Source organism: Paenibacillus sp. PvP094 (assembly GCF_040546835.1).
GTDB lineage: Bacteria > Bacillota > Bacilli > Paenibacillales > Paenibacillaceae > Paenibacillus > Paenibacillus illinoisensis.
This window is the reverse complement of the sequence record NZ_JBEPOM010000001.1, coordinates 112,978-133,855: the sequence shown is the minus strand read 5'-3', so window position 1 is coordinate 133,855 and position 20,878 is coordinate 112,978. Positions and strand designations below refer to the sequence as shown.

The 20,878-nt window shown below is 46.7% G+C and carries 24 protein-coding genes; 19 read left to right on the top strand and 5 right to left on the bottom strand.

The annotated features are described in order from the left end of the window. Window positions 1-28: 28 nt before the first annotated feature. Both ABIC22_RS00675 and ABIC22_RS00670 read right to left on the bottom strand, forming a co-directional pair. Window positions 29-418, bottom strand: a complete 390-nt coding sequence (locus ABIC22_RS00675; protein ID WP_354477165.1) for a cytochrome C oxidase subunit II — start codon at window positions 416-418, stop codon at window positions 29-31. Between the two features lie 248 nt (window positions 419-666). Then, window positions 667-1,029, bottom strand: a complete 363-nt coding sequence (locus ABIC22_RS00670) for a phage holin family protein (protein ID WP_127539412.1) — start codon at window positions 1,027-1,029, stop codon at window positions 667-669. 188 nt (window positions 1,030-1,217) lie between these two features. On the opposite strand from ABIC22_RS00670, the gene ABIC22_RS00665 reads away from it, so the two are divergent. The 4 genes from ABIC22_RS00665 (at window position 1,218) to ABIC22_RS00650 (ending at window position 6,101) form a co-directional block, all read left to right on the top strand. Next, window positions 1,218-3,584, top strand: coding sequence for an endonuclease MutS2 (locus ABIC22_RS00665; protein ID WP_153977687.1), 2,367 nt, complete (start codon window positions 1,218-1,220; stop codon window positions 3,582-3,584). A 70-nt stretch (window positions 3,585-3,654) separates the two neighbouring features. After that, window positions 3,655-4,074 carry a DUF350 domain-containing protein gene (locus ABIC22_RS00660; protein ID WP_164764308.1) on the top strand — a complete coding sequence of 140 codons (420 nt, stop codon included), beginning with the start codon at window positions 3,655-3,657 and terminating at the stop codon, window positions 4,072-4,074. 125 nt (window positions 4,075-4,199) lie between these two features. Continuing rightward, the gene (locus ABIC22_RS00655) at window positions 4,200-4,766 is read left to right on the top strand and encodes a hypothetical protein (RefSeq protein WP_127539414.1); all 567 of its coding nucleotides are present in this window, start codon (window positions 4,200-4,202) and stop codon (window positions 4,764-4,766) included. Window positions 4,767-4,886: 120 nt separating this feature from the next. Beyond that, complete coding sequence (locus ABIC22_RS00650; protein ID WP_354477160.1) at window positions 4,887-6,101, top strand: MFS transporter; 1,215 nt, start codon at window positions 4,887-4,889, stop codon at window positions 6,099-6,101. A gap of 69 nt (window positions 6,102-6,170) precedes the next feature. Here the strand turns inward: ABIC22_RS00650 and ABIC22_RS00645 are convergent, their stop codons facing one another. Beyond that, a complete protein-coding gene (locus tag ABIC22_RS00645) occupies window positions 6,171-7,391 on the bottom strand; it encodes an NAD(P)/FAD-dependent oxidoreductase (RefSeq protein ID WP_354477157.1) in 1,221 nt (406 codons plus the stop codon). A gap of 99 nt (window positions 7,392-7,490) precedes the next feature. On the opposite strand from ABIC22_RS00645, the gene ABIC22_RS00640 reads away from it, so the two are divergent. The 7 genes from ABIC22_RS00640 (at window position 7,491) to ABIC22_RS00610 (ending at window position 11,754) form a co-directional block, all read left to right on the top strand. After that, complete coding sequence (locus ABIC22_RS00640; protein WP_127539417.1) at window positions 7,491-7,721, top strand: hypothetical protein; 231 nt, start codon at window positions 7,491-7,493, stop codon at window positions 7,719-7,721. A gap of 37 nt (window positions 7,722-7,758) precedes the next feature. After that, window positions 7,759-8,154, top strand: a complete 396-nt coding sequence (locus ABIC22_RS00635; protein WP_354477154.1) for a spore coat protein — start codon at window positions 7,759-7,761, stop codon at window positions 8,152-8,154. Window positions 8,155-8,335: 181 nt separating this feature from the next. After that, window positions 8,336-8,836, top strand: coding sequence for an Lrp/AsnC family transcriptional regulator (locus ABIC22_RS00630; RefSeq protein ID WP_095288304.1), 501 nt, complete (start codon window positions 8,336-8,338; stop codon window positions 8,834-8,836). Window positions 8,837-8,849: 13 nt separating this feature from the next. Continuing rightward, window positions 8,850-10,058, top strand: a complete 1,209-nt coding sequence (locus ABIC22_RS00625; RefSeq protein WP_354477151.1) for an aminotransferase class I/II-fold pyridoxal phosphate-dependent enzyme — start codon at window positions 8,850-8,852, stop codon at window positions 10,056-10,058. Window positions 10,059-10,247: 189 nt separating this feature from the next. Beyond that, entirely contained in the window at window positions 10,248-10,469 is a 222-nt protein-coding gene (locus ABIC22_RS00620; protein WP_307721001.1) for an aspartyl-phosphate phosphatase Spo0E family protein, read from the top strand. Between the two features lie 159 nt (window positions 10,470-10,628). After that, the gene (locus tag ABIC22_RS00615) at window positions 10,629-11,180 is read left to right on the top strand and encodes a type 2 periplasmic-binding domain-containing protein (RefSeq protein ID WP_127539421.1); all 552 of its coding nucleotides are present in this window, start codon (window positions 10,629-10,631) and stop codon (window positions 11,178-11,180) included. A 34-nt stretch (window positions 11,181-11,214) separates the two neighbouring features. Continuing rightward, window positions 11,215-11,754 (top strand): bifunctional adenosylcobinamide kinase/adenosylcobinamide-phosphate guanylyltransferase, encoded by a 540-nt coding sequence (locus ABIC22_RS00610; RefSeq protein WP_354477148.1) that lies wholly within the window; start codon window positions 11,215-11,217, stop codon window positions 11,752-11,754. A 117-nt stretch (window positions 11,755-11,871) separates the two neighbouring features. On the opposite strand, the gene ABIC22_RS00605 is transcribed toward ABIC22_RS00610, so the two are convergent. Further along, window positions 11,872-12,483 (bottom strand): DedA family protein, encoded by a 612-nt coding sequence (locus ABIC22_RS00605; protein ID WP_127539423.1) that lies wholly within the window; start codon window positions 12,481-12,483, stop codon window positions 11,872-11,874. 227 nt (window positions 12,484-12,710) lie between these two features. Between ABIC22_RS00605 and ABIC22_RS00600 the strand changes: the two genes are divergently transcribed. From ABIC22_RS00600 to ABIC22_RS00565, 8 genes are all read left to right on the top strand, one after another. Then, window positions 12,711-13,286 (top strand): cob(I)yrinic acid a,c-diamide adenosyltransferase, encoded by a 576-nt coding sequence (locus tag ABIC22_RS00600; RefSeq protein ID WP_127539424.1) that lies wholly within the window; start codon window positions 12,711-12,713, stop codon window positions 13,284-13,286. Beyond that, window positions 13,283-14,266 (top strand): RluA family pseudouridine synthase, encoded by a 984-nt coding sequence (locus ABIC22_RS00595; protein WP_354477143.1) that lies wholly within the window; start codon window positions 13,283-13,285, stop codon window positions 14,264-14,266. Before ABIC22_RS00600 ends, ABIC22_RS00595 begins: the two co-directional genes overlap by 4 nt. A gap of 137 nt (window positions 14,267-14,403) precedes the next feature. Then, entirely contained in the window at window positions 14,404-14,769 is a 366-nt protein-coding gene (locus tag ABIC22_RS00590) for an arsenate reductase family protein (protein ID WP_354477140.1), read from the top strand. A 174-nt stretch (window positions 14,770-14,943) separates the two neighbouring features. Then, window positions 14,944-15,837, top strand: a complete 894-nt coding sequence (locus ABIC22_RS00585) for a 5'-3' exonuclease (RefSeq protein ID WP_153977699.1) — start codon at window positions 14,944-14,946, stop codon at window positions 15,835-15,837. Window positions 15,838-15,842: 5 nt separating this feature from the next. After that, complete coding sequence (locus ABIC22_RS00580; protein WP_354485801.1) at window positions 15,843-16,949, top strand: phosphodiester glycosidase family protein; 1,107 nt, start codon at window positions 15,843-15,845, stop codon at window positions 16,947-16,949. A gap of 30 nt (window positions 16,950-16,979) precedes the next feature. Further along, window positions 16,980-17,669 (top strand): MOSC domain-containing protein, encoded by a 690-nt coding sequence (locus ABIC22_RS00575; protein WP_127539429.1) that lies wholly within the window; start codon window positions 16,980-16,982, stop codon window positions 17,667-17,669. 70 nt (window positions 17,670-17,739) lie between these two features. Further along, on the top strand, window positions 17,740-18,618 hold the full coding sequence (locus tag ABIC22_RS00570) for an ROK family protein (protein ID WP_127539430.1): 879 nt from the start codon (window positions 17,740-17,742) through the stop codon (window positions 18,616-18,618). Between the two features lie 181 nt (window positions 18,619-18,799). Further along, complete coding sequence (locus tag ABIC22_RS00565) at window positions 18,800-19,801, top strand: HRDC domain-containing protein (protein ID WP_354477136.1); 1,002 nt, start codon at window positions 18,800-18,802, stop codon at window positions 19,799-19,801. Window positions 19,802-19,899: 98 nt separating this feature from the next. Here ABIC22_RS00565 and corA read toward each other — a convergent pair whose 3' ends face one another. Further along, the gene (gene corA / locus ABIC22_RS00560) at window positions 19,900-20,835 is read right to left on the bottom strand and encodes a magnesium/cobalt transporter CorA (RefSeq protein WP_127539432.1); all 936 of its coding nucleotides are present in this window, start codon (window positions 20,833-20,835) and stop codon (window positions 19,900-19,902) included. Window positions 20,836-20,878 lie beyond the last annotated feature (43 nt).

Genomic DNA, 20,878 nt, shown 5'->3' with positions numbered 1-20,878 from the left:
TCGTTACGGGGGCTCATTGTCTTGGGACTTATTCTTCGACAATAATCTTGGAGATCATGCTGCTATGTCCACTTCCACAGAACACGGAGCAGGACATCTCGAATTCTCCAACCTTGTCAGGGGTAATAACTTTAGAGCTGTTTCTGGTGTCCAGCTGAAGATTCAGCTCAGGAACGAGAATGCCATGATTACCATTAGCGTTTTCGTAAACAATGTTAACGGGGACCCCTTTTTTAAGATGGTATTCCGGTTGGTCAAATTCATAGTTGCTCGCTTTAATGACGAGTTGCTCGCTAGCGGTTACGTCTGCATCGGATTCACCGCTGCTGCCCGAATCTGCTGATTGTTTGCTTCCTCCGCAAGCGGCGAGAACCAGAATTAACATGCAGGCTGCAAGCCAAGCCATAGTCTTTTTCATCATGAGCCTCCTTAAGCATGATATAGATGAAATTTTAATCATTTCTCAAGTCATCATACCGCAAAATGGTAAGGCTTGTACATGAAGGCTATGTCGTTTTTTTGAAGATTAGTTAGTAAGGTTCTCTCTCTAATCTTGAGGGACGGCTGAGAGGTTATGGAAATGAAAAAACCTCATCTGGCATATGGCCATCAGAGGTTTAAGGAAGAATCGCAGGTGTTGCATGCAGTTGCATTATTAGGTGCTTCTTAGTTATTCTTGGAGCTTCGTCCTGCTTCAAAAGGTGTGGATACCGGAATGAACAAATCGATAATCCCAATCACCAACGCAGCAAGAATAGCGCCAAGCAAACTAACTTCGACATGGTCAACAATATATTGACCAAGCCAGATCACCAATGCACTGACAATGAAGCCGACGATTCCGCGGCCAAAAGGAGTGACCCTTTTGCCAAAGACGCCTTCAATGATCCAGCCGAGCAGCGCAATAACCAGAGCGAGCAGCAGAGCGCTCCAGAAACCACCGACAGCAAATCCAGGAACGATCCAGCTGACAACCATCAATACGATTGCAGCGATGATAAAACGTACGACATGTCCCAAGAAGTTCAACGTGTTTACCTCCTTTAAGTTCAGATCGGATTATGCATTTGGAACCATCACACATGGAGAGGTTGCAAAATCCTGACACCTGTAGTTTGCGGCATGATGTCAGAACTTATGTGTGGAAGGATTCGTTAAATAGCGCAGTAAAGTTTCTTTCGTTATAATACAGATATAGTTTGGAAGGAGTTGTACACTTGGACACGAAAATTTTACACACACTGGAATACCGCAAAATTTTAAATACATTGCAAAGCTATGCCCAAACAACCATGGGTAAGAAAAAAGCGGAACAACTGGAACCCATCAGTGAACTGGAAGAAGTAAAACGGCTGCTCCAGCAGACCGATGAAGCCTTCACTTTTGATCGTCTGAAAGGGTCGCCTTCTTTTGGAGGCATTGTGGACATCACGGCATCCGTGAAACGGGCCGAAATTGGAGGAACCCTGAATCCGCATGAACTTCTCGGGATTTCCAATACAACCTTGGCTGCTCGCCGTTTGAAACGTCAGATTGCCGCTCTTCACGAAGATGAGAAGATTGAGTCCCTGTTCTTTATCAGCGATCAGCTGTCGGAGCAAAAAGCACTTGAAGACGCGATTCGCGTCTGTATTGATGACAATGCAGAAGTGGCGGATAGTGCCAGTGTAACTTTGGCCCAGATCCGACGTGAGCTGCGCGGGGGAGAAGCCAGAATCCGTGAGAAACTGGATTCCATGATTCGTTCCTCGACCGTATCCAAAATGCTTCAGGATCAGCTGATCACCATTCGTGGAGACCGATTCGTTATCCCGGTAAAAGCGGAATATCGTTCTTACTTCGGCGGGATCGTACACGATCAGTCCGGTTCAGGAGCCACGCTGTTTATCGAACCAGAGTCCATTGTAGCGATGAACAATAAATTGCGTGAGACCCGAATCCGGGAAGAACGCGAAATTGAAGTGATTTTGCAGAAATTGACAGCACTTGTCAGTGAGCAGGGTGAGTGGCTGTTGTATGATGTCGATTTGCTGGGCTCCCTGGACTTTATCTTCGCCAAAGCACGGCATGCCCGTGAATTAAAAGCCACCTTGCCGCGCATGAATGATCGTGGGTTTATTAAGCTCAAAAAAGGCCGCCACCCGCTGATTGCTATTGAAAACGTGGTGCCGACAGACATTGAACTGGGCAATGATTATACATCCATTATTGTGACGGGGCCGAATACGGGTGGTAAAACAGTAACACTCAAAACGATTGGATTATTAAGCCTGATGGCGATGTCCGGCTTGTTCGTTCCTGCTGAAGATGGTAGTCAGCTCTGTGTATTTGACGCAATCTATGCCGACATTGGGGACGAGCAGAGCATTGAGCAAAATCTAAGTACGTTCTCCAGCCATATGACGAACATTATCCGAATTCTGAAAAATATGACTACCAAAAGTCTGGTGCTGCTTGACGAGCTGGGTGCAGGAACGGATCCTGCCGAAGGATCGGCACTGGCAATCTCCATTCTGGAACATATGCATCAGACAGGATGCCGCATGGTAGCGACAACACACTACAGTGAGCTGAAAGCTTATGCTTATGAACGTAAAGGTGTCATTAACGCCAGCATGGAGTTCGACGTGAATACGCTAAGCCCGACCTATCGTCTACTCGTAGGTGTTCCGGGACGAAGCAACGCGTTTGCGATCGCCGAGCGCCTTGGTTTGCCAGGATACATTTTGGACTACGCCCGTGGCGAAGTGAAGGAAGAGGATCAGCGTGTGGAACACATGATTGCTTCCCTGGAAGAAAACCGGCTTACAGCCGAACAGGAACGGGAAAATGCAGAGCGACTGCGTCAGGATATGGAGAAACTGCGCAGCCGTCATCAGTCCGAGCTGGAGAAGCTGGAACAGCAGCGTGAACGCCGGATTGAAAAAGCAGAGGAAGACGCCCGTAACATTGTGGACAAGGCGAGAGCCGAAGCAGAGAAAATTATAGCGGATCTTCGTCAGCTCGCGATGGAGGAAGGCGCATCCGTGAAAGAGCATAAGCTGATTGCTGCCCGCAAACAGCTGGATGAAGCTGAACCGGAGAGACGTAAAAAGACAGTGAAGCGTACTGGATCAGCACCAAAAACCCGGGCGATCGGCCCAGGGGATGAAGTGCATGTGTACAGCTTGAACCAAAAAGGGCATGTCGTGGAATTATCGGGCAGCAAAGAAGCAGTAGTACAGCTGGGGATTATGAAAATGAAAGTATCCCTGGATGATCTGGAACTGAAGCAATCTGCGCCAGAAGCCAAGCCTAAGCAGAAACCGGTCACTGGCATGAAGCGTACACGTGATGACAACGTGAAGAGTGAACTGGATCTGCGAGGAACCAATCTGGAGGAAGCATTGATGGAGACGGACCGTTTTATCGATGAAGCCTTCCTGGCGAATCTGGGTCAGATTTATATTATTCACGGTAAAGGGACTGGAATTTTGCGATCCGGTATTCAGGATTATCTGCGTAAGCATAAACATATTAAAAGTTACCGGCTGGGCAATTACGGAGAAGGCGGAAACGGCGTAACTGTTGCAGAATTGGAATAGCCGGACCTTGAAACAACAGTGTTCCACTGCGTGGTGAGAGGGGCAGTGGAACAGGGAAGGGGAACAGTGAGTGAAAGGGACGATTGACCAATTGCTGTCTCATCCCTTGGGGATGGTACTCGGTTTTTTCTCAGTAGCCATAATGGAGCTGCTTGTATTTCTGGCTTGTTTTGAACTGGTAACCAAATACAAATGTTGGGATGAGATCAAGAAAGGCAATGTAGCTGTTGCCATGGCTACGGGAGGCAAGATCTTCGGGATCTGTAATGTGCTTCGATTCTGCATACAAGCCAAGTCTTCTGTCTATGAAGCCATGACATGGTCGTTTGTAGGCTTTGCTCTACTGCTTATTGCTTACTTTCTGTTTGAGTTTCTGACACCGGTATTCTCCATTGACAAGGAAATTGAGCGAGATAACCGGGCAGTGGGCTTGATATCCATGATTATTTCTGTCTCGTTGTCATTTGTCATCGGCGCGAGCATCATGTAGGGGGACCTGGCATGAAGATATTGATCCGAATTTTGTTTGCGGCTTCTATTGTGTTTTTTGCTATCGGTGTTATATACGTCATGAACACCTGACAATAAGACTGTATAAAAGAAAGGTTGATTCAATTGGAAACAACAGTATGTCCGTGGTGTCACACCGAGATTGTATGGGATGAGGAATTGGGCCCTGAAGAAGAGTGTCCCTATTGTCACAATGAACTGAAGGGTTATCGTACGCTGAACATCAACATTGGAGAAGAAGAGGACGAAGATGAGGCCGGCGATATTTACGATGTTGATGATGCTCAGGACAGCGATCAAACCACTGACCTCACGGCATTGTGGGGAGATGAAGTCGAACTGAAATTGCCTGAACTGCGAACACTAACCAAATATGCGGACGATGGAAATGATCTAATCCTATATGAAGAAGGTGTGGAGAAACAGCTGGATCTGCAGGAAGAAGTACCGGAATGTCCACATTGCCGTGAATTCATGATTCTCGCAGGTACACAAACGTCCACGAAGGACACATTCACTCCTGTAGCTAACGCGGTTTCAAGAACAGATTCCCTGCTGGATGCACCATTTACAGTACAAATGTATGTCTGCTCCGGCTGTTTCCAAGTTCAATATAGTTTGTCTGAAGATGATCGTCTGCGCCTGATTCAAAATCTGAGCGCCAAGAAGTAATTTCCACTCCATTAAAATGAAATATTCCTGAGATTCGTCATGTTTTTCCTCTGCTTGGGGTACGTTAACCCTGAGACTTGCCGCGAAGCGCTGACTTCAAGCGGAATAAGGAGGGAGCAGATGAAGATATCTCTGGGCCGACAATCCATTCTGCTTCTGGGCGTGAATGGATTGTTTGTGTTAGCCGGAGCTTTGTCGGGGACGTTTCTGAATGTATATCTATGGAAGAGTCGTCCGGACTATGCGATGCTGGGATGGTTTACAGTAAGTCAACAGCTTGCACTTGGATTGACATTCTGGTTAGCCGGTAAATGGGTCAAAGAACATAATAAAATGAGTGCGCTGCGTCTAGGCACAGCATTGTCTGGCATTTTTTATATGCTTGTTCTGTGGGCTGGACCAAGAGCGGTGGATTGGATATGGCCACTCGGCATATTGCTCGGATGTGCTCTGGGTCTGTTCTGGATCGCTTTTAATGTGGTGTACTTTGAAGTTACAGACCGGGAGAACAGGGACCTGTTCAATGGATGGGTCGGGTTGTTGGGCTCCATGACAGGAATCATTGGTCCCTGGTTCTCGGGATTGATTATCTCGAAGATGGCGGATAATTCGGGTTATCGGCTCATTTTTACCGTGTCACTTGTGATATACGTGATTGCCGTTGTCTTCAGCTTTTTTTTGAAAAAGAGAAAAGTAAGCGGCACCTATCGCTGGTCGGAACCCTGGCAGCAATTATCAAGATCAGGCAGCGAGTGGAGACCGCTGGGGCTAGGATTGGCTGCCCAAGGTGTAAGGGAGGGCGTATTCGCCTTTCTAATTGCATTGCTCGTTTATGTAGCCACGGAACAGGAGTACAAGCTGGGTCAGTTCTCATTAATTACATCCGCCGTAGCTTTGGTCAGTTATTGGATGGCGGGCAAGTGGTTCAAACCGCATTATAGATCGAAAGGTATGTTGACGGGGGCAATTATATTATTTCTCGTTCTCCTGCCTCTCATCTGGAAGGTAAGCTATGGCACGCTTTTGATTATGGGGGTTGGCTCAGCACTGGCCATGCCGTTATACATGCTTCCCATGATTGCGGCAGGATTCGACTTGATGGGCATGAGCGGCGAAAATGTGGAGAAAAGGGTTGAACTTGTCGTTTTAAGGGAACTCTGTCTGATGACAGGCCGCCTAGCTGGTCTTGCCGTGTTTATCATTATTGTAATGAATGGCCCTTCACTTCGTACGTTAACCTGGCTCATCGTGGTTTTGGGAGCTTTCCCATTAATCGGCTGGGTCTTTATGCGTAAAATGTTAGTAGGGCCGGAGCAGGGTAAGCCAGCGTCCTAATTCGTTTGGTCACAACAGAAAAAGGTGCAGAATCAGGAAAGCCATTCCTGATCTGCACCTTTTTCTATTTTACACGGGGGAAGGTTTAGTGGTTCTGGTTAGAGAGAACAGTTCCATGTCTTCGTTATGGCTCCCAGTAATCACATCCGTAAGAATGGATGCAGCAATCATGCTATATACTGTCCCGTTGCCCCCATATCCTTCAATAAAATAACAGTTCGGGAATTCAGGGTGAGGGCCTATCAGCGGAAATCCATCATGGGTGCTGCCGAATACTGCTTCCCAGGCATAGTCTATTTCCAGATCCGGAAGTGGGAAATAGTTAGATACCTTTTTAAGTAAATCCTCGCCCCTATGCTCGGCCCGAATTGCACGCTGATCTTCACGCGGAATTTCCTCATCGAGACCTCCGGCAATAATTCTGCCATCTGGTGTGGTGCGCATGTATAAATATGGACGAGCCGTTTCCCATATCATGCTGTGATTGTACCAGCTGCTAAGATCTCTTAGTGGCTTGGTTGCAATCGCATAAGTGCTCTTCAGATATGCACCACGGTCATTTTTGATCTCCTGGGTCTCATAACCCGTAGAGAAGATAACCTGCTTGGCGCGAATTGTTCCGTTCGGAGTGTAACAGAGGACACCTTCTTCATCATATTCACAATGGATCATCTCCGTCCGTTCGTACACCTGAGCACCCTTTTTAGTAGCAGATTGAAGGAGGCCATGTACTAGCCTATAGGGGTTAACTTCGGCATCTCCTTGGGTATACAGCGCCATCGGTTTGCTGAATGGGAAATGGGCACTAATTTTGTCCCGATTCCACAGCTCAACGTCGAAGCCGTGGGTTTTGAGCGTATGGTATTCTTCTTCCAAAAGAGCCATATCCTCTTCACGGCTTGCACAATACAAGCTTGTACGAGGGATATACCATGGATCAATGTCCAGACTCGAAGCGGTCTCTTCTAATTGCTGCATGGCCATACGGCATAGTTCATAAAAACGTACCCCGCGTTGTTCGCCAAAGGTATGTATACAGGAGGTAAGCGTTTTGTCATTAGAGTATTGCAGTAGTCCCGTGTTAGCCATACTGCTGCCATGACCGATTTCTCTTTTATCAATAACGACTGTACGCAAACCTCTCTCGGTTAATAGTTTGGCGGACAGTGCTCCTCCCATACCACCACCGATAATGAGACAGTCACAAGATATCTCGCCTTCTAGAACAGGATAACTGTATGGGGATGTGAATGTACTTGGCCAGAATGTATTGCCATTAATAAGTTCCATTATGAATCACCTCGGTTTGGATTGTTAAATAAGTATACTTTTGCAGGACAAGGTAACAATAAATTCGCATAAACTTTAGGTTAAGGAGGAAAAAAGCACATGCAAAATACGCAGATGCAGGCGCTTAGCCCCAAGGAACTGAACTACATTGCGGATTCGATCTCCAATGAAGAAATGCTGATCAAACAATGTGCAGCAACAGCTTCCATCACACATAACCCGCAGATCCAGCAAGCGCTGAATCAGTATGTACGCTCACATGAACAGCATCTGAACACACTCGTCAATGTCCTTCAGCAGCATCAGTCCCTTGCACCAACACAGTCTTAGGTAGTCCCAAGATATTAAATGTATAGGAGGAAACCGCGTGTACTCTCAATCTTTGTCATCTGGTGGAAATTTTATGCAGGAGCAGGATCTGCTGAAGTCGATTCTTGCGGATTTAAGACGAACTTCCCGTGAATATACTACAGCAACGACTGAATCTTCCTGCCCTGTTACCCGCAGAATGTTTACAGATCTGACGAACGATACCCTTAGATTGCAAGGGGAACTGTTTAACCTGATGCAGCAGAATAACATGTATTCCGCTTCTTCCAAAGCTTCTCGGAGCGAGCTGGACAAAACGATTCAGTCTGCACATCAAACGCAGCAGAAATGTCATCAGTTCATTCAGGAAAAGAATACCCTTTCCAGTCCATATAGCCAGGCTCCTAATGTGCCTCAGCATCAACCTAATTACGGTAACCCTTATTACATGTAACCTTTTTGCGAACAGGTTGAAGCATAAACGAGAATAAGGATTGAAGCATAGATTGTCCAGACCATACCACCGCTTGCCTGAATTGAGGGCAGGCGGTTTTTAGCTTTGCACAGACGTTAAATTCATGTAATATAAGTATTAATTCATTTTCAGGAACCTGGATGACGCTGGAGGGAAAGTCATGAAAGATTTGAACGATCTGCAATTAAAAGTTCTGGATCTGCTGAAGGAAGACGCAAGAAGGTCTCCGGCGCTGCTGTCTACACTGCTTGGGGAGTCTGAAGACAAGATCAAGAACGCTGTGGCCCAGCTCGAACAGGACCACGTTATTGTAAAGTATGCTACGGTGGTTAACTGGAGCAAAATCGACGATGAGAAAGTGACAGCCCTGATAGAAGTACAGATCACACCGGAACGTGGTCGTGGTTTTGAGGGTATCGCCGAACGCATTTATTTATATCCACAAGTGAAATCCGTCTATCTTATGTCAGGTGCATACGATCTGCTCGTAGAAGTAGAAGGTGGCAACCTGCGTGAAGTCGCTAACTTTGTATCGGAGAAGCTGTCTCCAATTGATTCTGTGCTTTCAACCAAAACCAATTTTATTCTTAAAAAATATAAACAGGACGGGATCATTTTTGAAGACCATCAGGAAGATAACCGTCTCATGATCTCGCCGTAAAGGAAGATGTGTCATGATAGTGAATGAACAGACAACAGGAAACAACAAGAAGATGACCTCGTATCTGGCACCTCTGGTTCAGCAGATACCGCCATCCGGGATTCGGAAATTTTTCGACCTGGTTGGTGACAACAAGGATATAATTACGCTCGGTGTCGGAGAACCTGACTTTGTTACACCTTGGCATATGCGTGAAGCTTGCGTATACTCCCTCGAGAGAGGTATGACAAGTTATACATCCAACGCTGGGATGCCCAAATTGAGAGAAGCGATCAGTCATTATCTGGATTCTCAATTTGATACCAAGTACGATCCCAAGGATGAAATTATCGTTACGGTAGGCGGCAGTGAAGCGATTGACCTTGCTCTGCGTGCATTAATTGTGCCAGGAGATGAGATTCTCATTCCGGAGCCTTCGTATGTAGCCTATTCACCAATTGCTTCAATTGGCGGAGGAATTCCTGTGGGTGTCGAAACGTATGCCAAAGACCAATTCAAATTGACTGCGGAATCACTGGAAGCATCCATCACACCGAAGTCCAAAGTGGTGATTTTGTGTTATCCAAGCAATCCGACCGGTGCCATTATGACGTACGAAGACTGGCTGCCCATCGCAGAAGTCATTAAAAAGCATGACTTGATCGTCATTGCTGACGAAATCTATGCAGAACTGACGTATACTCAAAAACATGTCAGCTTCGCTTCGATCCCGGATATGAAGGAGCGGACGATTCTTGTGAGCGGCTTCTCCAAAGCTTTTGCCATGACAGGTTGGCGGATTGGTTACATGTGCGGTCATCCGGAACTTATCGCAGCCATGTTGAAAATTCACCAGTATACCGTAATGTGTGCTCCAGCAATGGGACAGGTCGCGGCACTTGAGGCGCTAACGAATGGACTGGGAGAGAAAGACCGCATGGTCGAATCCTACAATCAGCGCAGACGTCTTATCGTACAGGGATTCCGTGACATCGGCCTGGATTGCCATGAACCTCAGGGAGCCTTCTATGCATTCCCGAGTATTCAAAATACGGGCCTGAACTCTGATCTTTTTGCCGAACGTCTCCTGACCGAAAATAAAGTTGCTGCTGTTCCTGGTAACGTGTTTGGCCCACAGGGAGAGGGGTTCTTGCGCTGTTCTTATGCCACTTCAGTGACCCAATTGAATGAAGCTTTGGAACGAATCGGAAATTTTGTTTACAAACTGCAAAAAGAGGGTTAATAAGAAGTAGGGTGTTTTCGGAAATGTGGACATTTTGCTAATTAGAAAAAAATAACTTTCATTTACAAAATATTGTGATATAATTTCAATTTGAAATATGTTTTTCATATATTTGGAAACTAATTTTCCAAGGAGGGGTTAGCATTGTTTTGTGTTGAATATGATTTACCGACTAATCGTGGGCATTACGTGGCTGAAGGCGATCAAGGCGACCGATGGTCGGTGAGACCAGATCACGAATCTTTGCATGACATTTCCTTGGAAGATGAGATCCACATGCTTCGTCGCAAGATGGAACAGATTTTTATGGAGGAGAAATCCTTTACTTCAGAGATTGTGATTGAAATCAGCAGTTTATTGGATCTGAAGATCAATGAATATATGAAAGCTAACCCGATAAAAGGGAGATAAATTGATATTTACGAAAACGTTACCCATATGAATGTTAAAGGAGACCCCTAGGGGTCTCCTTTTTTGATGGGAATAAGAAATCTCTTATTTGTAAGGGCTATTTTTTTGCGTGGAACAATTGTGATATATTGTACTAAGGAGACTAAAGGGGGAACTGGAATGAAGAGGTTTTGGGGGCTAACTGCACTCGTATCATTGATTTTTCTGCTCGCTGGATGTGGTGGTAAAGACGGATTTACCATTTTTATCATTGATAATCAAGGTAATCCATCCGTAATCGGAGAACAGTTACAGGCCAATCTGCAGCAAAAACTGGGTGAGGAACCTAAAGTGGAAGTCATTACAAGCGCCATGTATGATGTACAGAAAATTATGGTAGAATACGCAGCAGGCAGTCATGATATTTTTATTCTGCCAGAGGCAGATATGAAACAATACGGAAGCAATGGCTCCAATATTCCGCTGGATGATACATTTGATCCTGAGAAGTATAAGCGTGGTGTATTTGAGGGCGGAGTGTTAGTTGAGGATGGTCAGGGAGACAATGGCACCGATATGAAGCAAGAAACCCATCTCTATGGCATCCCACTCGAAGATATGCAAATGTTCAAGGATGTCGAATATGCCGCCCAAAATCTGTTTGCTACCATTCCGCTATCGGCTGCCAATGTTGAAGAATCCAAAAAAGTGCTGAAGGCGCTGACAGAATAGCGTATAAGTATGGTAACTGAAGGAGGGGAGCGGATTGCTGATTACGGTCACTGGCGGGATAGGGAGTGGTAAAACCAGGTTTGCCCTAGGTTATGCAGCCCAAATCAGCCGGGAAGGAATCTATTTATCCACAGGCGATCATGATCCGGTGATTCCGGAACTGCCATCCGCTCATTATCGAGCCATTTCAGCCGGAAATGGCCATCACCTGACGGAAGTCATTCATCAGATCAATCGGGAATCGAATCTGTTTCTGGCTGATCAGCGCATTGTCATTGTGGACAGTCTGACTTCGTGGATGGCTGCCGGATTTAGAGCAACGGATGATCTTGATCAACAACGCTTACATACACAACAGCTGCTTGATGCCTTGCTATCTTATCAGGGCAAGCTGCTGGTCATTACCAATGAAATGCAGGGTTCCCTGTATCCATCGGAAGAAGAGCGTATTTTTGCCGCAAGAATGGCTTCGGTGAATCGTGCACTGCAGTCTCACTCGGAACGCATGTACATGGTGGTATCGGGACTAGCCATTGATCTGAAGAAGCAAGAAGTACGATACAACGATAACTGAGCATAATGGGTCAAGAAGTCAGGTAAACAAAAGCCTCCATAACCACAAACTGTGGTACGGAGGCTTATTTATATTGAGAAATGTATGATTGCAATTCAGTTGCATGAGACGCGATTTTTATTTGTGTTTTTTCATACGTCTGATCCACCATATTACGCATCCAACCAGGATAATGGCGAGCAGCGCATACACCACCAGTGAATAGACGTCCATAAAGTGCAAAATATTTTCCCAAGAAGCGCCAAGTGCGGCCCCAATCGAGACCAAAATAATGTTCCAGACGAGTGTCCCGATTGTGGTGAAGAGGACGAATAAACCGAATTTCATATTGGACATGCCTGCAGGAATGGAGATGAGACTGCGAACAAGTGGCACCATGCGGCAGAATAGTACAGTCCACATTCCATATTTGTCAAACCATGCATCAACACGGTGGATATCTTCTTTTTTGATTCGCAGAATATGTCCCCAGCGATCTACAATTTTCTCCAGACGTTCCACATCAATCAGCAGGCCAATACCATAGAGAACCACTGCACCCAGCACAGAACCGATGGTAGCCGCAATGATAACACCTGGAAGAGTGAGGCTGGTGTACGTTGTCATAAATCCGCCAAAAGGCAAAATAATTTCCGAAGGAATGGGAGGAAATACGTTTTCGAGCGCAATAATGAGTGCGATGCCTATGTAGCCGTATTGTTCCATGAAATCGGTTATCCAGTTTTGCATAATCGTCTCCTCTACTTTTGATTTACCTGAATTTGACGTATACTCGGGCAGAGCACGCCAATTCATATATACGTGCAAAGGGTACAAGCGGTTTCTGAAAAAAATACATTTCCGTATCAAGCAGAGGTCAAGTATACTGGTTAAGTTGAGATTAGAAGGGCAGGCATATTAAGAATTAACCGATGTTTTGCCATGTGAATGAAATTAAACATTTGGAGGGATTGCAAATGGGCATCTATACACGAACAGGTGATGAAGGGCAAACTTCGGTCATCGGAGGACGGGTGATCAAAGATGACGACCGCGTTGAAGCTTACGGTACCATCGATGAACTTAATTGTTTTGTCGGCCAGGCAATCAGTCTGATCGATGATACAGAGGGGAAATTTGAGGATTTGCGCGAACATTTGCTGGAGGTTCAGCAAGAATTGTTTGATTGCGGGTCCGACCTGGCGTTTGTGAAAATCAGCGAAACCAAATACAAAGTGCGGGATGACATGGTCACCCGGCTTGAACAATGGATTGATCAGTATGATGCGGAGAACCCGAAAGTGGAACGGTTCATTATCCCGGGAGGCAGCCCGCTGTCTTCAGCGCTTCATGTGTGCCGTACGGTATGCCGGCGTGCAGAGCGCCGCACGGTAACATTGGGACAGCATACGGATATTAATCCTGCGGTACGCCGTTACTTGAACCGTCTGTCTGATTATTTCTTCGTTGTAGCACGGACAGCCAATGCCAGACAGCAGGTGTCGGATATTGAATATGTACGGAGCAAAAAAGTGTTCCGCCGCAAAGAATGAGCGGCTATTATTCGCCGATTATCTACACCGTTCCCGAACATGAAGATGGCTGGCTGCTGAAAACTGTGCTTCAGCGGCGGCTGCAGGTATCGCGCAAGCTCTTGTCCAGGCTGAAGCTCACGGAGCAGGGAATTATGTTGAATGGAGAACGCGTGTATATCAGCGTGAAGGTATCGGCTGGAGATATCGTGGAGATTCGGATGGAACAGGAGGAATCGGATGACATTTTGCCGGAATCCATTCCTTTTTCCATTTTGTATGAAGATGAGCATTTGCTTATTGTTAACAAGGATGCCGGCGTAATTGTGCATCCGACACATGGACACTATACAGGAACGTTGGCGAATGGTGTTGTTCATTACTGGAAGTCCAAGGGAGAGCTTTTCCGGTTTAGACCCATTCATCGTTTGGATCAGGAGACTTCCGGGGTGCTGGCTATTGCCAAAAATCCATATGTGCATCAGCATGTATCTGAACAGATGATCGCAGGAACTGTGGACAAAAAGTATATTGCGTTTGTACATGGAAATCCTGCTCCCGAACAGGGGTCTGTTGATGGTGCAATCGACCGTGATCCGGAGGAACCTCATCGCCGCATTGTCACGCCTGATGGCTATCCGGCAAGAACGCTGTACACCTTGATCACTCGCTGGGACGGCGGGACTGCAAGTGCGGTGAATTTGAAGCTGGAGAGTGGCAGAACGCATCAGATTCGTGTACATATGACATCGATCGGATGTCCGCTAATCGGCGATCGAATGTACAAGACATTACCTGCGGATAAGATTGACGAACAGACGGCTGCCAAGCGGGAAGAACGGGACTTGTGGATCGATCGCCAGGCATTGCATGCCTGCGAGCTGTCGTTTGTTCATCCACTTACACAGGAACGCATGACGTTCCATGCACCTCTTCCTTCAGATATGGCTGCGCTGGAGAAACGTTTAGATACCGAGGCGAAGCCAAGGGAAGAGTTGTAGGAGGGCTCGAATCATCATTTGTTTTAAATAGTTTTAAACGTATGGAGATGGTATTGATGTAGAGCGACTTTTGGATTTGCGAAGCAAACCAAGGAAAGCGATATATCAATACCGGAGCATTTTAGGAGGAAATTGTAATGAGTAAACTGAAAGTATATCAGTATGCAAAATGCGGAACTTGCCGCAAAGCAGTAAAATGGCTTGAAGCCCAAGGGCACGAGCTGGATTTAATCCCCATTTTTGACACACCCCCGTCTGAGGCCGAATTAACCGAGCTCATTCAGAAGAGCGGACTTGAAGTGAAGAAGTTTTTCAATACAAGTGGAGAAGTGTACAAGGAGCAGCAGTTGAAGGACAAGCTGCCTGGCATGTCTGCTGAAGAACAGATTCGTTTGCTTGCCTCCAATGGCCGTCTGATTAAGCGTCCCATCGTGACAGATGGGGAGCAGGTGACCGTAGGATTCAAGGAAGAGACGTATGAACAGGAATGGAACAACGCTTAGCAACAGGCTGAGTGACGTGTCTGTCCATTCATAAATGAAGCCGATTAGCAGCCCTGAAATGTTCAACATTCAGGGCTTTTTTGGCTGAACGATGCTTGGCGGAACTATGCTATAATGATAGAATTAGTTTCGATATTTTATTTGCTATATACAGATAGGAGAGAACAAAATCAAGTGAATCAACGTAATGAACCTACTTTGTTGCTGGTAGACGGTATGGCGGTGTTGTTCCGTGCATTTTATGCGACATCTGCAAGCGGATATATCAGACGTACAAAGGCAGGCTTGCCAACCAATGCGGTATACGGATTTATCCGTTATTTCTGGGATGCAGTTCAGACTTTCGGACCAAGTCATGTGGTATGCTGCTGGGATATGGGTGGCAAGACGTTTCGCGGTGAAGAGTACGCGGCATACAAAGGCAATCGTCCTGAAGCACCGAATGATCTGATTCCCCAGTTTGCATTGATCCGTGAAGTCATGGACAGCCTGGGTATTCCGAATATTGGAGCGGAAGGGTATGAAGCCGATGACTGCATCGGTACACTGGCCAAGTATTATACGGAGCAGACGGATATGAACGTGATGGTGCTGACCGGTGACCATGATATGCTGCAGCTGATCAATGACCGGACAAGCATTATTATTATGAAAAAAGGCCACGGCAACTACATGGTGTATACGCCTGAATCTCTCATGGCAGAGAAGCAGTTGACTCCTCGTCAAATCATTGATATGAAAGGTCTGATGGGAGATGCAAGTGACAATTACCCTGGAGTACGTGGAATCGGTGAGAAAACAGCTCTAAAACTCGTACAGGAATATGGCACCATTGAGGGTATTCTGGATAATTTGGATAAACTCACGCCATCGGTACGTAAAAAAATCGAGAATGATCTCGACATGCTGCATCTGTCCCGTAAACTGGCAGAGATTCACTGCGCTGTTCCGGTAGCCTGCGCACTGGATGTATGTGAATTGCGTCTTGATCCGGATACGGTGATGGACAAGTTCGAACAACTTGAGATGAAGAGCCTGGGCTCTTGGATGGGAGTGGCAATAGGGTGAGCAACATGCAGACCAAACGTGCCGGTAGAAAGTGGTGGACAGGGGCTATGGCCCTCGTCCTGGCTTTGCCGGTATTACTATCAGGCGCAGTAAGCGCTCCGCAAACAGCCGATGCAAAAGCGGCAATAAGCACCAAAGTACAGAAAGTAAAAGCAGCAGGACGAAATTTCACCGTACAAACGGTAAGCATTCCCAAAGGAACACCGGTGACTGTAGGATTAGCCAAGAAACAGGTAGGACAAACGGCAACATTGCCTTCCATTGTAAAATCATATGGTGCTCAAGCAGCCATTAATGGGGCGTTTTTTGAAGCGTATAACGGAGCACCAGATCCTTATGGCATGTTAATAGCAAATGGAAAAGTCATACATATTGGACGATACGGAACAACGATAGGTTTCAAGGAAGATGGAACAGCAATAATGGATTCACTTCAGGTAAGTCTTACAGGTAAAGTTACCGATTCAGCAGGTAAGTCACGCAGCTGGTACGCAACATTCATTAACCGTACACCTTCTGCGAATGCGAGCATATCAATGCTCTATACTCCGGAGCGCGGCCCCAAAGTTGGATTCAAGGGTGGTACTGCAGTTGTGATGGAGAAAGGGATTGTCACCAAAAAAGTAGCCAATAACAATGTAGCGATTCCGAAGAATGGATCGGTATTGGTCTTTACGGGCAATCAGAAATCTACTGCAGATCGCTTCTCTGTGGGTTCGACTGTAGAAATGAACTACAAATATACCAATGCATCAGGCAAAGAGATTCCTTGGGAAGACGTAGTAACTGCTGTTGGTGCTGGTCCTCGTCTTGTGAAAGACGGCAAAGTCGCCGTGAACCCAACCAGCGAAGGATTCAAGGATACCAAGATTCTGAATGCCTCGGGTGCCAGAAGCGGGATTGCCATCATGGGTGACGGTTCAGTAATGCTTGCAACTGTGTCGGGAGCTACCATTAAGGAATGGGCGGCAGTCATGCAGAAGCTTGGTGCCAAGCAGGCCATGAATCTGGATGGCGGAGCTTCCTCGGGCTTGTATGCAGGTGGCAAGATGTTGACTTCACCAGGGCGGTTGTTAAGTAATACACTCGTTTTTGGCGGCTCAGTCCGTTAAAGTACTAATCGTATGGGAGGTATGAAGCACATGACACTCGCACATGATCAACAGTCAGCAGAACGTAATACAGCTGTTCTTGCCATTAATGTGGGCCAGCCTCAGCCGTTGCCTGGCCAGAAGCGTGAAGTGCTGAGCGGCATTGTCAAACATCCCGTATCCGGCCCGGTTTTCCTGTCATTCACTGGAATGACAGGAGATGGCCAGGCGGACCTGGAGCATCACGGCGGACCGGATAAGGCTGTTTGTGTATACGATTACAGTCGGTATTCCGTACTGGAACAACTGATGGAGCGCAAGCTGGACTGGGGAGCTTGTGGTGAGAATTTAACGGTGGAAGGCTGCTCCGAGGATCAAGTCCGGATTGGTGATGTATATGAACTGGGCGGAGCTTTGGTTCAGGTTAGCCAGCCAAGACAACCCTGCTTCAAACTCGCTGCCCGATATGATTTCAAAGAGCTGCCTGTATATTTTCAGGAAAGCGGCTATACCGGTTTCTATTTTCGCGTACTGGAGGAGGGAGAAGTCGCTCCTGACTCTCCGTTCATGCGTATTCGCACAGACCCTGCATCCATGACCGTTCTAGAGGCCAACCGGGTCATGCATCAGGGGAAGAAGGATGCCGCCGGAATGCGTGCATTACTGGCTATTCCATCGCTGTCAGATAGCTGGAGGCAAACGTTATTGAAACGTTTGGATAAGCTGGAGAGCGGGCAGTAGATTCACAACATATCATCGTCCAGAACGAAAGATGAATTTCACTTTAAACTAACTTGGGAGTGTGACTAACTTGACGATTTTAGGCGCAATTGAAGCTGGGGGAACCAAATTTGTATGTGGGATTGGAACAGAGAATGGTGAAGTGCTTGAACGGGTAAGTTTTCCTACAACGACACCGGAAGAAACGATGGCGCAGGTTATCGCTTTCTTTGAAGGCAAGGGGATTGAAGCTTTGGGCGTGGGTTCTTTTGGACCAATTGACCCGATTGAAGGAAGTCCTACGTACGGATATATTACAACTACACCGAAGCCTCATTGGGGTCAGTATGATATCATTGGCAAACTCAAGGAACATTTTGATGTGCCGATGACGTTTGATACAGATGTAAATGGAGCTGCGCTTGGAGAAGCAACCTGGGGAGCAGCACAAGGACTGGAGAGCTGTCTGTATATCACTGTCGGAACCGGTATTGGTGCCGGTGCAGTCGTAGGCGGCAAAATGGTTCACGGTTTATCTCATCCAGAGATGGGACATATTATTGTACGCCGACACCCTGAGGATACATATGAAGGTTTTTGTCCGTACCACGGAGACTGCCTGGAAGGGCTCGCAGCGGGACCAGCTATCAATAAACGTTGGGACCAGCCGGCATATGAGCTGCCAGCAGATCACAAAGCCTGGGAGATTGAGGCACACTATCTGGCGCACGCACTCATGAATTATGTACTGATTCTCACTCCGGAAAAAATTGTGATGGGTGGTGGGGTCATGAAGCAGGAGCATCTGTTCCCTATGGTGCGCAGCAAATTGCAGGAGCTGTTAAATGGATATGTTCAGCATCCGGCCCTTCACTCGGGGATCGAAGAGTATGTCGTTCCGCCAGGCCTTGGTGACAATGCCGGTTTGTGCGGATCGCTGGCCTTGGCCAAATTGGCTTTGAACAAGTAATTCAATTGATCACAAGAGGTTGACGAATTTTTCCATTGTGGTAAGATATGAGCAACAGCATACTACGGTTAATGAGGAAGCACCTCTCTTGCAATGAATTTGCAGGGGAGGTGCTTTTTTTGTTGCCTGGAGGCGGCTCATCTAACTGTGAATAGGCTGCAATATTAAGGAGGGGAAATCGATGGAAGTCATTTTCATGAACAGATTGTCTAAATTGTCAGGTCAACATGAGGAACACGCTCAGCTATGGATTGGTGAGGAGGAAGGTGCTTGGCATCTCGGGTGGAGCCATTATGAGGAAGGAGATCGCGAAGACAGCATCTGGTATGAGGGGAGCTCCTGGGAAGAACTGCTCCATATTTATCGCCACCAGTTGGCGATTCGAATGAGTGAAGGTTACCGGCCATTGATTCAGGGACTGTTTCATGAGACGGAAGATCTGAAATTACGCAGTTATGGTGGACAGCGTCTTCATTGTTATAGTGAACGCTACGGCAATGAAGAATTATATGCTGATCTATGCACTTGGCGGAGAAGAAGGGCTGCGTCTGACCGGAAGGCCCCATACTTTATTGCAACGAATCGTTTGCTACGCATGATCAGTGCATTCGTTCCACAAACCATGGATGAACTCATGCAGTTACCAGGTGTTGGGGAGAGTAAGGCAAGTGAATACGGTCAGGAGTGGATGGAGCTTACAAGCGGAGTAGAGCGTTCGACTGCTTTTCCACTTGATTGGGTACAGTCTGTCTTGTCCGAAGATGAATATGAGAGCTGGTTGTACAAGCAAAAAGAACAGAAATATAAGCAGGAGCTGGACAAATTCACCACTCGCAAGCAGGTGCTTGAGGGTATGAAGGAAGGGTATACGCTGGAAGAGATTGTGAACCGCTCCGGACTATCCCGCAGAGAGCTGATTGAACTGCTGGAGACACTCGATACGGAAGGTTATGATACAGATAGCCTCCTGGATGCAGAGCTTGCGATAATGCCTGAGCAGGAGCAGGAGGCGGTCTGGAGTGCATACGAGGAGCTGGGAGACAGTTTCCTGAAACCTGTATTACATAGAGTATACGGCGGAGATAAGCCGGTTAGCGGCAATCTGGAGCAAGTGTACGAGAGATTGCGCATGATCCGCATTCGATTCCGAAGACATGTAGAAACAGAGCAGAACGTCGGGTAGACACCCCATATCGTTTCGAGAGAAGTTTTTGAGTACAGAAAAAAAGACGAAGCCGCTTCTCCCTGGATGGAGCGCTTCGTCTTTTTGAATGAATACGTTCAGATCCAATCTTTTTTGCGGAAAATAAAGAACATGCTCAGGCCGAGGGTCACCATCAGGCCAATGACTACAAAATATCCATACTTCCAGTCCAGCTCAGGCATGTTGTTGAAGTTCATCCCATAGATGCCGGTAATGACCGTCAGGGGCATGAACACCGTTGTAATGGCGGTAAACACGCGCATGATTTCGTTCGCCCGGTTGGCGATACTGGATTGGTAAGCTTCTCGCAAGTTTCCCATCAGGTCTCGATAAGTCTCAAACGTCTCGGATATTTTCACAGCATTCTCATAGATGTCACTGAAATACTTCTGCAGTTGATCATCGATCAGACGCAAGTCTTTTTTATTCAGCGTGTTGATGACCTCTTTTTGAGGTCCCAGAACTTTTTTGAGCCACAGAATCTCACTGCGCAGCCCGATAATTTCATTCAAATGGGACTTTTTCGTATGCATCAAAATATCTTCTTCCAATTTCTCAATGCGTGCTTCGATCCGGTCGCCGACGGTAAAGTAGTTATCCACAATCAAATCGACCAACAGATACAGGAGACGATCCGGGGTGCTGACTTCCTGTTCCCACAGAATAGGCTTCAAGGTCCGCAGTTCGCTGACCTTCTGCTTCGTAACACTAATGATATAGTGTCTCCCTAGAAACATGTTAACCGCACGCAAAAAGATCTCTTCGTCATCAAATCGAATGCTGTTTACGACAATAAAATAATGGCTCTCATAAATTTCAATCTTCGGACGCTGTTCTTCATCACTCAAACAGTCCTCTACAGCCAGATCATGCATCATGAACAGCGGCTGAAGTACCGCCAGATCATCAACGTCTGCATCGATCCAGTAAAATCCCTCAGCTGGTGGCGTCAGCGCCTGCTCAATATCGTCCACCGGGATAAATACACCGTTGTTTACCAACCGGATTTTCATCGTTCATCCACTCCTTCTGCACCCGCCAAACAGGCGGATTTTC